The organism is Rhodococcus mengyinensis (assembly GCF_048381435.1).
GTDB classification, from domain to species: domain Bacteria; phylum Actinomycetota; class Actinomycetes; order Mycobacteriales; family Mycobacteriaceae; genus Rhodococcus_F; species Rhodococcus_F opacus_D.
On sequence record NZ_JBLWIT010000136.1, the window covers coordinates 15,589 to 28,424 of the forward strand.

At 68.8% G+C, this 12,836-nt stretch carries 12 protein-coding genes; 1 reads left to right on the forward strand and 11 read right to left on the reverse strand.

Annotated elements, in window-relative coordinates; all coding sequences use genetic code 11:
- Positions 1–2 precede the first annotated feature (2 nt).
- The 8 genes from ACNJ7E_RS33755 to pafA all read right to left on the reverse strand — a co-directional run bounded on the left by ACNJ7E_RS33755 (position 3) and on the right by pafA (position 9,445).
- A complete protein-coding gene (locus ACNJ7E_RS33755; RefSeq protein WP_095869276.1) occupies positions 3–692 on the reverse strand; it encodes a DUF4333 domain-containing protein in 690 nt (229 codons plus the stop codon).
- 102 nt (positions 693–794) lie between these two features.
- Positions 795–3,530 carry a DEAD/DEAH box helicase gene (locus ACNJ7E_RS33760; protein WP_418341963.1) on the reverse strand — a complete coding sequence of 912 codons (2,736 nt, stop codon included), beginning with the start codon at positions 3,528–3,530 and terminating at the stop codon, positions 795–797.
- 18 nt (positions 3,531–3,548) lie between these two features.
- On the reverse strand, positions 3,549–4,589 hold the full coding sequence (tatC, locus tag ACNJ7E_RS33765) for a twin-arginine translocase subunit TatC (RefSeq protein WP_280780064.1): 1,041 nt from the start codon (positions 4,587–4,589) through the stop codon (positions 3,549–3,551).
- A gap of 71 nt (positions 4,590–4,660) precedes the next feature.
- Entirely contained in the window at positions 4,661–4,936 is a 276-nt protein-coding gene (gene tatA, locus ACNJ7E_RS33770; protein WP_005563470.1) for a Sec-independent protein translocase subunit TatA, read from the reverse strand.
- Between the two features lie 72 nt (positions 4,937–5,008).
- Positions 5,009–6,073 (reverse strand): 2-dehydropantoate 2-reductase, encoded by a 1,065-nt coding sequence (locus ACNJ7E_RS33775; protein ID WP_418341950.1) that lies wholly within the window; start codon positions 6,071–6,073, stop codon positions 5,009–5,011.
- Complete coding sequence (locus ACNJ7E_RS33780) at positions 6,070–7,050, reverse strand: helix-turn-helix transcriptional regulator (protein ID WP_418341951.1); 981 nt, start codon at positions 7,048–7,050, stop codon at positions 6,070–6,072. The genes ACNJ7E_RS33775 and ACNJ7E_RS33780 overlap by 4 nt, the downstream gene beginning before the upstream one ends.
- Entirely contained in the window at positions 7,047–8,039 is a 993-nt protein-coding gene (locus tag ACNJ7E_RS33785; protein WP_418341952.1) for a helix-turn-helix transcriptional regulator, read from the reverse strand. The genes ACNJ7E_RS33780 and ACNJ7E_RS33785 overlap by 4 nt, the downstream gene beginning before the upstream one ends.
- Positions 8,040–8,086: 47 nt before the next feature.
- Positions 8,087–9,445 carry a Pup--protein ligase gene (pafA, locus tag ACNJ7E_RS33790; RefSeq protein WP_012687833.1) on the reverse strand — a complete coding sequence of 453 codons (1,359 nt, stop codon included), beginning with the start codon at positions 9,443–9,445 and terminating at the stop codon, positions 8,087–8,089.
- 73 nt (positions 9,446–9,518) lie between these two features.
- On the opposite strand from pafA, the gene ACNJ7E_RS33795 reads away from it, so the two are divergent.
- Positions 9,519–10,985 carry a phosphatase PAP2 family protein gene (locus tag ACNJ7E_RS33795; RefSeq protein ID WP_280780060.1) on the forward strand — a complete coding sequence of 489 codons (1,467 nt, stop codon included), beginning with the start codon at positions 9,519–9,521 and terminating at the stop codon, positions 10,983–10,985.
- Here the strand turns inward: ACNJ7E_RS33795 and prcA are convergent.
- From prcA to ACNJ7E_RS33810, 3 genes are read right to left on the reverse strand one after another with little or no spacing between them, the layout of a single operon-like run.
- Entirely contained in the window at positions 10,976–11,755 is a 780-nt protein-coding gene (gene prcA / locus ACNJ7E_RS33800) for a proteasome subunit alpha (RefSeq protein WP_418341953.1), read from the reverse strand. The two genes, ACNJ7E_RS33795 and prcA, sit on opposite strands and share 10 nt — an antisense overlap.
- Positions 11,752–12,636, reverse strand: coding sequence for a proteasome subunit beta (prcB, locus tag ACNJ7E_RS33805; protein WP_037229527.1), 885 nt, complete (start codon positions 12,634–12,636; stop codon positions 11,752–11,754). The genes prcA and prcB overlap by 4 nt, the downstream gene beginning before the upstream one ends.
- Entirely contained in the window at positions 12,633–12,827 is a 195-nt protein-coding gene (locus tag ACNJ7E_RS33810; RefSeq protein ID WP_007299058.1) for a ubiquitin-like protein Pup, read from the reverse strand. Before ACNJ7E_RS33810 ends, prcB begins: the two co-directional genes overlap by 4 nt.
- Between the last annotated feature and the right edge of the window lie 9 nt (positions 12,828–12,836).

Below are 12,836 nucleotides of genomic sequence, written 5' to 3' on the forward strand. Positions count from 1 at the left end.
GTCTAGCTGGGGCGGCTCACTTCGTACGTGCCCTTGTCGTCGGTGAAGGTGAGAGTGACCTGCTTCTTCTCACCGTCCACGGTGAGACTGCACGTGAAGCTGTTGCCCTTCTTCACTTCCTGATCCGCGGGGCACGTGACACCGGATACGTTCTCGGCGCCGTACGAATCGGTGACGATGCGCTCGACACCGTCCTCGGCCGCCTTCTGATCGAGTGTGTCCGTGCCGAACACCGTGAACGCGAGCACCAGGGCGATACCCACAATCACCAGCAGAGCCACTACACCGCCGATGATCAACGGCAGCTTCGACTTCCCCGACGACGGCGGCTGCCCCCACTGCTGCTGGCCGGGGGTCGGGCCCCACTGCTGCGGCTGACCCGGTTGCTGACCCCACTGCGGCTGCCCGGGCTGCTGACCCCACTGTCCCGGACCCGGCTGTCCGAGCTGACCGGGTTGCGGCTGCTGACCCCACTGCGGTTGTCCGGGCTGCTGGGGGTGCTGACCCCACTGCGGCTGCCCGGGCTGCTGAGGCTGACCCGGTGCCGGCTGTCCCCACGGCTGAGCGGGCGGCTGCTGACCGTACTGCGGCGCCCCGTACTGGCCGCCGGTCTGGTCAGGGTTACCCTGGCCCGGTTGCTGTCCCTGGGCCCATTGCCCGTTCGGGTCGTTCGGTCCGTAAGGGCCGCTCATCGTCGCCTCCCGCTCACGTGTCAAGTTTTGTACCTACCGTAACGCCCCGCCATCGGATTCGGGCCTTCGGACGGCGTGCGAATCCAACCACACGGCGTCGGGTCACGCAGCATCCACGGCGACGACACCGCGGCGGATCGCCGCGACCGCCCGACGTGCGGCCTTGCCGACCTGCGGATCGGGGGACGTCGACCGGACCTGTTCGAGCAGGTCGATCACCTGCCTGCACCACCGCACGAAGTCGCCGGCAGACAGCGCACGCCCCTGATCTCCTGCCGCGATCAGCGCCTCGACGAGCGAATTGTCGCTCGCCCAGTGGAAGATCGCGGCAGCGAAGCCGAGGTCCGGCTCACGGGTGGGCGGCAATTTGTGCCGGATCTCGTCCGCCCGCAGCTCCCGCCACACCCGCACGGTCTCGTCGAGGGCGTGCCGTAGTGCTCCCGGACCGCCGCCTTCGACAGTGTCCCCTTCACGGCGCGATTCGAAGATCACGGCGGACACGACGGCGGCGAGTTCCGCGGGCCCGAGACCCTTCCACACACCCTGCCGGAGGCACTCGGCCACCAAGAGGTCGCTCTCGCAATAGATTCGACTCAGCCGTGTGCCGTGTTCGGTGGCGTCGGGGTGTTCGCCCGGCGAGATGTAGTCGCGTTCGGCGAGCAACGACAGGATGCGATCGAACGTGCGCGCCAACGAGTTCGTCGTGGCAGCCACCTTCTGCCGCATCGTCTCGGTCTCGCGGGCCAGCCGGTTGTAGCGCTCACCGATCCGGCTCAGCTGCTCGCGGTCGGGCCAACTGTGGCACGGGTGCTGCCGGATGGCGCGCCGCAGCCGCGCGATCTCGGCGTCGTCGGTGGCAGCACCCGACTTCTTCCGCTTCCGGCGTCCCGGCGCGACGATTCCGGTGCTGCGCAACGCCGATGCCAGATCGCGTCGCACCCGTGCGGTGTGATGATCGAAGCGCCGCGGCAACCGCATCGATCCCAAAGACCGTGCGGGCTCCGGGAAGTCGCCGGCCGACACCCGGCCCGCCCACTTCGCCTCGGTGAGGATCAGCGGCTTCGGATCCGTGGGGTCCCGGTCCGGTTCCAGCACCACGGCCAGACCCGAGTGCCGTCCCACCGGGATCGCGATCACGTCGCCGCGCCGCAGTGCGACGAGCGAGGCGACGGCGGCGTCCCGGCGTTCGGTTCGACCTGCCCGTTCGAGTGACCGTTCCCGGCTGCTCAGTTCCTCCCGCAGGCGCGCGTACTCGAAGTACTCGCCGTCCTCGCCGCCCAGCCGTTCGCGGAGCGTGGTGAGCGCGGCCTCGTTGCGTTCGATGCCCCGCGTCAGGCCGACCACCGACCGGTCGGCCTGGAACTGGGCGAACGACCGCTCGAGCAGGGCCCGTGATTCCGCGGCTCCCATGCGATCGACCAGGTTGATGGTCATGTTGTAGCCGGGACGGAACGAGCTGCGCAGCGGGAACGTGCGCGTGGAGGCCAGCCCGGCGACGTCCACGGGTTCCACCCCGGGCTGCCACAGGACCACCGCGTGACCCTCGATGTCGATGCCACGACGTCCGGCCCGGCCGGTGAGCTGCGTGTACTCCCCCGGGGTGAGTTCGGCGTGGGCCTCACCGTTGTACTTGACGAGGCGTTCGAGGACGACCGTGCGGGCGGGCATGTTGATGCCGAGCGCCAGCGTCTCGGTGGCGAACACGGCCCGGACCAGTCCCTTGACGAACAACTCCTCGACCGTCTGCCGGAACGCGGGCAGCATCCCCGCGTGGTGCGCGGCGAGGCCCCGCTCGAGCGCCTTGCGCCATTCCCAGTACCCGAGGACCTCCAGATCGGCCTTCGGCAGTTCCGCGGTGTGGGCGTCGATGATGGTCCGGATCTCGGCGACCTGCTCCGGCGTCGTCAGATCGAGGCGAGACCGCAGGCACTGCGCCAGCGCGGCGTCGCACCCGGCGCGGCTGAAGATGAACGTGATCGCCGGGAGGAGTCCCTCGTCGTCGAGGCGGGAGATCACTTCCGGTCGGGGCAGCGGCCGGAAATCGCTGGAGAACCCGCGCCCGCCGCCGCGGCGTCCCCTGCCACGCGACTCCCACGAGTCGGCGCGCTCGAGGGCCTGTCGCTGTTTGACGTGACGGACCAGATCCTGGTCGACCACCAGATCCTTGAGCGCGTCCCCACTGCGCGCCCTCGTATCGAAGAGGTCGAACAGTCGCTTCCCGACCATGATGTGCTGCCACAGGGGGATCGGGCGGTTCTCGTCGACCACCACGGTGGTGTCGCCGCGCACCGTTTCCATCCACGCACCGAACTCCTCGGCGTTGCTGACGGTCGCCGACAGGCTGACGAGTCGGACGTCCTCGGACAGGTGCAGGATCACCTCTTCCCACACGGCCCCACGGAACCGGTCCGCCAGGAAGTGCACCTCGTCCATGACGACGTGGGACAACCCGCGCAGCGCCGGGGAGTCGGCGTACAGCATGTTCCGCAGCACCTCGGTGGTCATGACGACCACCGGGGCGTCCGAGTTGATGCTCGAATCGCCGGTCAGCAGCCCGACGGTGTCCTTGCCGTACCGCCGCACCAGCTCCGCGTACTTCTGATTGCTCAGCGCCTTGATCGGTGTGGTGTAGAAGCACTTGCGACCGGACGTGAGCGCCAGGTGCACGGCGAATTCGCCGACCACGGTCTTGCCCGCGCCGGTCGGGGCGCAGACGAGGACGCCGTGGCCGCCCTCGAGCGCGCGGCAGGCGTTGATCTGGAAGGGGTCGAGCACGAAGCCGAGCTGCGCCGAGAACACGTCGAGTTCGGTGCCGCCGGTCGTGTCACCTGTTGTCACTGCCACCCCGTCAGATTGTCACAGGGTGTCGGAGAAGTCCTGACCCGGTGTGTTGCTGCCGGTCGTGCTCGCGTCGTCGTTCTTGTTCGCGCCGCCGGACTTGCCGGACTTGCGTGACCGCCGGAACCGGCCCGCCGGCTCGGGGACCGGTGTGGCGGCGACGTCGAACGCTTCGTTCAGGTCCGACGGCGCGGCGATGGTCGACGCCTCGTCGTCGTCGAGGGCACCCCACTCCTGTTCCGTGCGACGGGCCTTGCGGCGGTCGTTGATGCGGGCGATCTGCACGGCGACCTCGAACAGCACGGTCAACGCGAACGCGAGCGCGAGCATCGAGAACGGGTCCTGCCCGGGGGTGGCGATCGCGGCGAACACGAACAGAGCGAAGATCAGACCGCGGCGCCACGCCTTGAGCTTCGCGTAGGGCAGGATGCCGACGAAGTTCAGCGCGACGATGAGCAGCGGGATCTCGAAGCTGACTCCGAAGATGATCAGCAGGTTGATGATGAACCCGAAGTATTCCGCGCCACCGAGTGCGGTGATCTGGACGTTGTCACCGATCGTCAGCAGGAAATGCAGCGCCTTCGCGACGACCACGTAGGCGAGGACGGCTCCGGCCATGAACAGCGCGGCACCGGACACCACGAAGCCGATCGCGTAACGGCGCTCCTTCGAGTAGAGGCCGGGCGTGATGAACGCCCACAGCTGGTACAGCCAGATGGGGCAGGCCAGGACGATGCCCGCGGTCAGCGCGACCTTGAAACGGAGCATGAACTGCTCGAACGGTCCGGTCGCGAGGAGACGGCACGACCCGTCGTTGCTCAGGTCGGCGCGACTCGACGCAGGCAGCGAACAGTACGGCCCACGCAGAAGCTCACCGAGACTCTCGATCCCGAGAATCTGGTGGGAGTACCAGAAGAAGCCCACCGCGGTGGTGACCACGATGGCCAGCACGGACAGGAGCAACCGCGTGCGCAGCTCGTAGAGGTGATCGACCAACGACATGGTGCCGTCGGGATTGGTCCTCCGCTTGCTGTGGCGCGGATCGAACGGAATTCGCACTGTTGTTCGCCCTAGTCTTGGTCAGCAGGCAACCGGGGTGAAGAATCACCCCGGTTGTCAGGCGGCTCGGGCTACGCCGACTTGGGCTCGGTGTGCTGCGGCTGCACCGGCGCCGGAGGGGTGACCGGTGCGGTGGTGGTGTCCGCCACGGGCAGCTCGGCGGGCGCGCTCTGCTGCGCGGTGGGCGCCGGCGTGCTGTTGTCGTTCTGCATCTCCTTGACCTCGCTCTTGAAGATGCGGAGCGAACGGCCGAGTCCACGAGCCGCGTCGGGCAGCTTCTTGGAACCGAACAGGATGATGACGACCAGCGCGACGATGGCCCAGTGCCAGGGGCTCATGGCTCCCATGATGAAACCTCCAAAAGATCAGGTGACCCCGATGCTACCGGACATACACGGCACCGGTTCGGTCGAAACCGGCTAGTTGCGCTGCCGTTTACCTGTCGGTTTCCCGGGTGCCCGCTGTGAGCGCAGCTCGGCGAGCAGCGCGTCCCCGGACCAGTGCCGGTTCCCGCCCGCCTCGGCCTCGCGGATCAGTTCGACCAGCCTCGCGTTCACCGGTGCGACCGTCCCCGACGACGCGGCCAGGCGCACGATCTCCCCGCTGATCCAGTCCACTTCGGTGCGCCGGCCCGCTTCGAGGTCGTCCCACATCGAGGATCGCGCGTGCGGGTCGATGGCCAGCATCCGGCTGCCCGCCACCTGGAACACCCCGTCCGGGACGGTCAGCAACCGGGGAATCCACTGCGGCGGCAGCGGTGTGAGCTTGGCGACAGCGATGCCACGGGCGGTCAGGAGAGTCAGCGCTTCCCGCTGCGCCAGCGCGACCGCACGCCGGAACGACCGCTGCGACAACTCCTCGCGGAGCGGCAGGCCGGACAGGGCGTTGACCGCGTTATTCAGGTTGAGCAGCAGCTTCGCCCACTGCACCGCGCGGAAGTCGTCACGTGCATGCAGCGGCAACCCTGAGTCGCCGAAGACCGGCGCGAATGCGCGCACCGCCGGATGCTGCTCGATCTCGAGGTCACCCTCGGAGCCCTGGTGGAAATGCCCGTCGCCGCGGTGCACCACGTTGAACGGCACCATCGCCGCGAGAACCACCTGCTCCGGCACGGCCGCGCGGAGGGTGTCCGCATTGCCCAGCCCGTTCTGCGCACTGACTACGACCGTGCCGGAACCGATCGCCGACGCCAGCGCGGCACCCGCCTCCGGTGTCCCCGCCGACTTCACCGACACGACGACGAGATCGGCGGTGGCCACCGACTCCGGGCCGGTGGCGAAGGCGATGCCGGAGGCACCGACCCGGATGTCCGCTCCGTGCAGGTCCGTCAGCCGCAACCCGTGTTCGCGGATCTCCGCCCCGACACGCTCCCGGCCGATCAGGGTCACCTCGGCACCGGCGGCGGCGAGCCGGCCCCCGACATAGCAGCCGATGCTGCCCGCACCGAAGACGCTGATCCGCAGCGGACGCCCGTCGCCGCTCATGCCTCGACGGCGTCGTAGGCGGACAGCGCCTCCACAGCCCGGCGGCGCACCTCGTCGACCAGTTCGGCCGGTTCGAGCACTCTGATTCCGGACCCGAACCCCAGCACGAGCCGGGCCATCCACTCGAGCGCCCCGTAACTCATGCTCGCCTCCACCGAGCCGTCGGCGGCGACCGTCCGGACATCCATCGGGTAGTAGTCGAGCACCCACACGCAGTCGGCGCCGATGTGCAACCGGGCCTGGGGAAGGGACGCGTCGCCGCTGAACAATTCCAGGTTGGAATCCCGCACGAGAGCCTGCGCCGGCGGTGTGGACGGCTCGTCCAGCTCGGTGGCGGCGTCGATCCGGTCGAGCCGGAACAGCCGGACTCCCTCGGCCTGCCGGCACCACGCCTGCAGGTAACTCTGGTTGTCGACCAGCACGACCCGCACCGGATCCACGGTGCGCTCGGTGACGCGGTCCCGGGACGCCGAGTAGTACGTCAGGTGGAGTGCGTGCCGTTGATGGAGCGCGGACCGCACCGTGGCGGCGATGGGATCTTCCGCCACATCTTCCACCGCCTCCCGCTCCGACGCCGGCGTCACCGCCGCGCGGGCTGCCGCGGTGCCCGCGGCGTCCTCGATCTTCGCGATCGCGCTGTGCGCCGCGGACGGATCGACCATGCCCGGCATCTCCACCAGCGAACGCAGGGCAATCAGCAGGGCCGTGGCTTCGGTGGACGTCAACCGCAGCGGTCGGTCGATGCCCGCCGAGAACGTCACCTCGATGCTCTCCTCGGAGAACGAGAGGTCGATGAGGTCGCCGGGACCGTAGCCGGGCAGGCCGCACACCCACAACTGGTTGAGGTCGGACATCAGCTGTGTGGTGGTGACGCCCAGTTCGGCGGCGGCCTCGGCCGCGCTCATCCCGGGGTTCGCGATGAAGTACGGCACCAGGTTGAGGAGCCGGGACAATCTCGACGACAGCCTGTTGCTCACGACGTCCCCCCTTCCCCTGCGGCGTCCTTCAGCTTGGTCAGCACATCGTGGCGTAGTTCGGGCGGATCGAGGACCAGGGCGTCCGCCCCGTGGCCCGCGACCAGCCGCGCGATCCAGTCCCGGGAGCGGACCGGAATCCCGAGCACGGTGCCGGCGCGCTCGTTCACCCGCTTCTCCTCCGCCGTGGTCGCCAGTCGGCGCAGTTCCTGGGCCCGGCCCTCGGCCACCCATACGGTGGCGGTCCCGGTGACCTCCCCCGAACCGGTAACCCGGTCGACGATCTCCCGGAGGTCGACGCCCGCCGGTTTGTGGACGACCCCGGACGGTCCGAACTCCGTCACGTTGTCGCCGATCCGCGACAGCCGGAACGTCCGGACGGCCCCCCGGTCGACGTCGTGACCGACGAGGTACCACCGGCCGTGCGCGGTGACGACGCCCCAGGGTTCGACGGTGCGCTCGGTGTACGGCTCGTTGAGGGCGCCGCGGTGCGGGAAGTGCACGGCGCGGCCGGCGTCGACCGCCGCCAGCAGCTTGCCGAGCGCCGGTTCGGAGCCGCGGGTGCGGGCGGGCACCGCCGTGATCGGGGTGGCCGCCGAATCCGGATCCACCTGCACACCCGCCGCGCGCAGCTTGAGCAGTGCCCCCTGGGCCGCGGACGTCAACTCCGGCGACTCCCACAGCTGGACCGCCACCGCGACCGCCGCGGACTCCTCCTGACTGAGTTCGATGTCGGGGAGCTCATACGCATTGCGGTTGATGCGGTAGCCCTCGACCGTCGAGAAGCGCGACGCCTGCCCGGTCTCGAGCGGGACACCGAGATCCCGGAGTTCGTTCTTGTCGCGTTCGAACATGCGGCTGAACGCCTCGTCGCTGGCGGAGTCGGCGTACCCGGCAACGCTCTCGCGAATCTTCTCGGCGGTGAGGAACTGCCTGGTGGACAACAAACAGATCACCAGGTTCATCAACCGCTCGATCTTGGAAGTCGGCACGCCCGGAAGCCTAGTGGGTGAGCCCGTTACGGACTCCCACAGCGCCGCTACATCGAGGCAATCAGGCGCTCCACCCGCTCGTCGACCGACCGGAACGGGTCCTTGCACAGCACGGTCCGCTGGGCCTGATCGTTGAGCTTGAGGTGCACCCAGTCGACCGTGAAGTCGCGTCCGGCCTCCTGCGCCGCGGTGATGAACTCGCCGCGCAGCTTCGCCCGGGTGGTCTGCGGCGGAGTGTCCACCGCCGCCTCGATCGTCTCGTCCTCGGTGATCCGCTTCACCAGCCCCTTGCGCTGCAGCACGTCGAACACGCCGCGACCGCGTTTGATGTCGTGATACGCCAGATCGAGCTGCGCGATCTTCGGGTCGGCCAGCTCGAAGCCGTGCCGGTCCTGGTAGCGCTGGAACAGCTTGCGCTTGATCACCCAGTCGATCTCCGTGTCCACCTTCGCGAAGTCCTGCGTCTCGACGGCGTCGAGCATGCGACCCCACAGGTCGACCACCTGAGTGACCTGCGGATCGGGATCCCGGTTCTGCAGGTGTTCCACCGCGCGCGCGTGGTACTCCCGCTGAATGTCGAGGGCGCTGGCCTGCCTGCCGCCGGCGAGCCGCACCGGGCGGCGTCCGGTGACGTCGTGACTGACCTCGCGGATGGCGCGGATCGGGTTGTCGAGCGCGAAGTCGCGGAACGACACCCCGGCCTCGATCATCTCGAGCACGAGCGCCGCCGTGCCCACCTTCAGCATGGTGGTGGACTCCGACATGTTCGAGTCGCCGACGATCACGTGCAGGCGGCGGTACTTCTCCGCGTCGGCGTGCGGCTCGTCACGGGTGTTGATGATGGGCCGCGACCGCGTGGTCGCCGAGGACACGCCTTCCCAGATGTGCTCGGCGCGCTGCGACAGGCAGAACGTGGCCGCCTTGGGCGTCTGCAGGACCTTGCCCGCGCCGCAGATCAGCTGCCGCGTCACCAGGAACGGGAGCAGCACGTCCGAGATCCGGGAGAATTCGCCGGCCCGGGCCACGAGGAAGTTCTCGTGGCAGCCGTACGAATTGCCCGCCGAGTCGGTGTTGTTCTTGAACAGGTAGATGTCGCCGCCGATGCCTTCCTCGGCGAGCCGCTGTTCGGCGTCGATCAACAGCTCCTCGAGAACGCGCTCCCCCGCCCGGTCGTGGTTGACCAACTGGATGAGGTTGTCGCACTCGGCGGTGGCGTATTCGGGGTGCGAGCCGACGTCCAGATACAGGCGGGCACCGTTCCGGAGAAACACGTTGGAGCTCCGGCCCCACGACACCACCCGCCGGAACAGGTAGCGCGCAACCTCGTCCGGGCTCAGTCGCCTGTGACCATGGAAGGTGCAGGTCACACCGAACTCTGTCTCAATTCCCATGATTCGTCGCTGCACACCTCGACAGTACAACGCGGATCACCCGGCGGAGCGATAAAACCGTCCAGCGACACCCCGCGCATACCCTGAGATGGTGAACCGACACTTACGCCGAATCCATCGGGCCGACGAGATCGTCTTCGACCGCAGCGCCAATCTGAGTCCCTCCGGGCTAGACCGGGCCATGCGCTTCCTCAGCCGCGCGGCCGACAAGGGGCTCCTGTGGTGGTTCGTGGCGGCGGTCCTGGGACTGGTCGGCGGGCGCGCCCGCCGCGGTGGTGTGCGCGGACTGCTGTCCCTCATGATGGCGAGCGGTCTGGCCAACGGCATCCTCAAACCGCTGTTCCCCCGGCGGCGCCCCCCGGCCCGCGTATGGACGAACGTGCTGCGCGGGGTGGCGATCCCCCGGTCCTCGTCGTTCCCGTCGGGACATGCGGCGTCGGCGGCGGCGTTCACCACGGGTGTCGCCCTGGAATCGCCCGCGACCGCTGCCGTCGTGGCCCCGCTCGCCGCCGCGGTCGCCTACTCCCGTGTGCACAACGGCGTGCACTGGCCGACCGACGTTGCCGCCGGACTGCTACTCGGCGGGGCCGTCGCGTCGGGCACCCGCCGCTGGTGGGCGGTGCGCACGGAGGAACCGGCAGAGCTGGGCCCCGCCGTCGACGCACCGGCACTTCGGGGCGGCGAGGATCTGCTCGTGGTGGTCAACCCGGAGTCCGGGCCGGACAGTGTCGATCCGAGTGAGGAGATCACAACCGCTCTCCCCAAGGCCGACGTGCGCGCACTCGACACCGCCCGCGATTTCGCCGAACAACTCGACGCCTGGGTGGCCGATACGGAGCCGCGCGCCCTCGGGGTGTGCGGTGGCGACGGGACCGTGGTCGCCGTCGCGTCCGCGGCAGCGCGTCACGCGTTGCCGCTGGCGGTGTTCCCGGGCGGCACGCTCAATCACTTCGCGCGGGATGCCGGCGCCGCCGACATCTCGGACACGGTGAACGCCGTCGAGACCGGGCATGCGGTTCTCGTCGATCAGGCCGTCGTCCACACCGATGTCGCGGAGCCGGCGCCGTTCCTCAACACCGCCAGTCTCGGCGGCTATCCCGACGCGGTGCGACTGCGGGAGAAGTGGCAACCGCGGTACGGGAAGTGGCCCGCGGCATGTGTGGCGATGATCCGGATTCTCTCCGCGGCAACACCGCTCGCCGTCACCATCGACGGCAGGCCCGTGAAGGTGTGGATGTTGTTCGTGGGGAACGGTCGGTATTCCCCCGGCGATCAGGTTCCGATGTCGCGTCCCGCCATCACCGGCGGACTGCTCGACGTCCGGTACGTGCGGGCCGACCGGAAAGCGTCCCGGCCGCGGCTGCTGTTCGCCGCCGCCACCGGGACACTCGGAAGCAGCCGGGTGTACGTGCGATCCCTCGTGCCCCGGCTCACCGTCCGCGTGGACGGCTCGCCGGTCGCACTGGCCACCGACGGTGAAGTGGTCGCCGACGCCCTGCGGTTCGACTTCCGGACGGTGCCCGAAGCGATCGCGGTATACCGGCCTCAGACCTGAGGGGCGGCCGGCTTCGTCTCGGGGTCCGGCTTCGACTCCGAAGCCGGCTCCGGGGCGGCTGCGGGCGCTGCGGGGATCAGCTGTTCGAGCGCGGGTCCGGTGATCCGCCGGAACGCGCGGCGAGGACGGGACTGGTCGAGCACGGCCACCTCGAGGCTGGCCACGTCGACGTTGCGCTTCTCGCCTTCTCCGGCACCACCCTGACGCAGGGCGTTGACCGCGATACCGACCGCCGCCTCGAGATCGAGGTCGGCACGGTACGACTCGCGCATGGCGGTCGCGATCGGCTCGGTCGTGCCACCCATCACGACGAAATGCTGTTCGTCGACGATGGATCCGTCGTAGGTGATGCGGTACAGCTGGGGAGCCTTCGGGCTGCCCACGCGCCCGACCTCCGCGACGCAGATCTCCACCTCGTACGGCTTGGGCTGTTCGGTGAAGATCGTGCCCAGGGTCTGCGCGTACGCGTTGGCCAGCGATCGGCCCGTCACGTCACGGCGGTCGTAGGAGTAGCCCCGCATGTCGGCGTGGACGATCCCGGCGCGCCGCAGGTTCTCGAACTCGTTGTACTTGCCGACGGCCGCGAAACCGAGCCGGTCGTACAGTTCGCTGACCTTGTGCAGCGCGGTGGAGGGATTCTCGGCGACGAACAGCACGCCGTCGCGGAACGTGAGCACCACGACGCTGCGTCCGCGGGCAATTCCCTTGCGCGCCAGTTCCGAGCGGTCCCGCATGATCTGCTCGGCGGACGCGTAATACGGCATGGTCATCGCGCAGACCCCCCTTCTTCGGTGCGCTCGGCGACGATGCGCCGAGCCAACTCGGACGTCGTCTCCTCAGACACGTGCACGGCACCGGCCTGGGTGATCGTGACCGCGGTCGGGTAGATGCCGCGGGTCAGGTCGGGCCCACCGGTGGCCGAATCGTCGTCGGCCGCGTCGTACAACGATTCGATGGCCGCCCGCAGGGCGGTCTCCTCGTCGCTGTCCGGCGAGTAGATCTTCTTCAGTGCCGACTTCGCGAACAATGATCCCGAACCGACCGCGTGGTATCCGGCGCGTTCCTCGTACCGGCCGCCGACGACGTCGTACGAGACGATCCGGCCCGCGTGGGCCTCGTCGTCCGCGTCGAGGTCGTACCCAACGAGCAGCGGAACGACCGCGAGACCCTGCATCGCCGCCCCGAGGTTGCCCCGCACCATCGACGCCAGGCGGTTGGCCTTGCCGTCGAAGGTCAGCTGAACGCCCTCGATCTTCTCGTAGTGCTCGAGTTCGACGGCGAACAGGCGAACCAGCTCGATAGCGATCCCCGCGGTGCCGGCGATACCGGCCGCCGAGTATTCGTCGGTGACGTACACCTTCTCGACGTCCCGGCTGGCGATCAGGTTGCCCTGGGTCGCGCGCCGGTCGCCTGCGAGCAGGACGCCACCCTTGTAGGTGAGCGCCACGATCGTCGTTCCGTGCGGTGCGAGATCACCGCTCTCCATCCCGTCACCACCCCGTGTCGAGTGCGAACGATGGCCGATCCGATTCTCCGGCAGCAATTCTGGTGCGTGACCACGCAGATACTCGGTGAACGAGCTCAGATTCGAACCGAAACTGAGCCTCGTCTCACCGTCGCCTGTCCGCAATGCCGGTCGATCCGCCGTCACTGGCCGCCCTTCTGGACATAGGCCCGGACGAAGTCCTCGGCGTTCTCCTCGAGCACGTCGTCGATCTCGTCGAGCAGGTCGTCGGTGTCCTCGGCCAGCTTTTCGCGACGTTCCTGACCCGCGGCACCGTCAGCGCCCGGGGTGTCGTCCTCGTCGCCGCCACCAGTTCGTTTGGTCTGCTCTTGTGCCATCGCAGCCGA

What these genes read in the sequence shown, in the direction of transcription:
- tatA (WP_005563470.1), bottom strand. Translation starts at nt 4,936, where the DNA reads ATGGGAGCCATGAGCCCCTGGCACTGGGCCATCGTCGCGCTGGTCGTC.
- ACNJ7E_RS33775 (WP_418341950.1), bottom strand. Translation starts at nt 6,073, where the DNA reads ATGAGCGGCGACGGGCGTCCGCTGCGGATCAGCGTCTTCGGTGCGGGC.
- ACNJ7E_RS33810 (WP_007299058.1), bottom strand. Translation starts at nt 12,827, where the DNA reads ATGGCACAAGAGCAGACCAAACGAACTGGTGGCGGCGACGAGGACGAC.
- ACNJ7E_RS33755 (WP_095869276.1), bottom strand. Translation starts at nt 692, where the DNA reads ATGAGCGGCCCTTACGGACCGAACGACCCGAACGGGCAATGGGCCCAG.
- prcA (WP_418341953.1), bottom strand. Translation starts at nt 11,755, where the DNA reads ATGACCATGCCGTATTACGCGTCCGCCGAGCAGATCATGCGGGACCGC.
- ACNJ7E_RS33795 (WP_280780060.1), top strand. Translation starts at nt 9,519, where the DNA reads ATGGTGAACCGACACTTACGCCGAATCCATCGGGCCGACGAGATCGTC.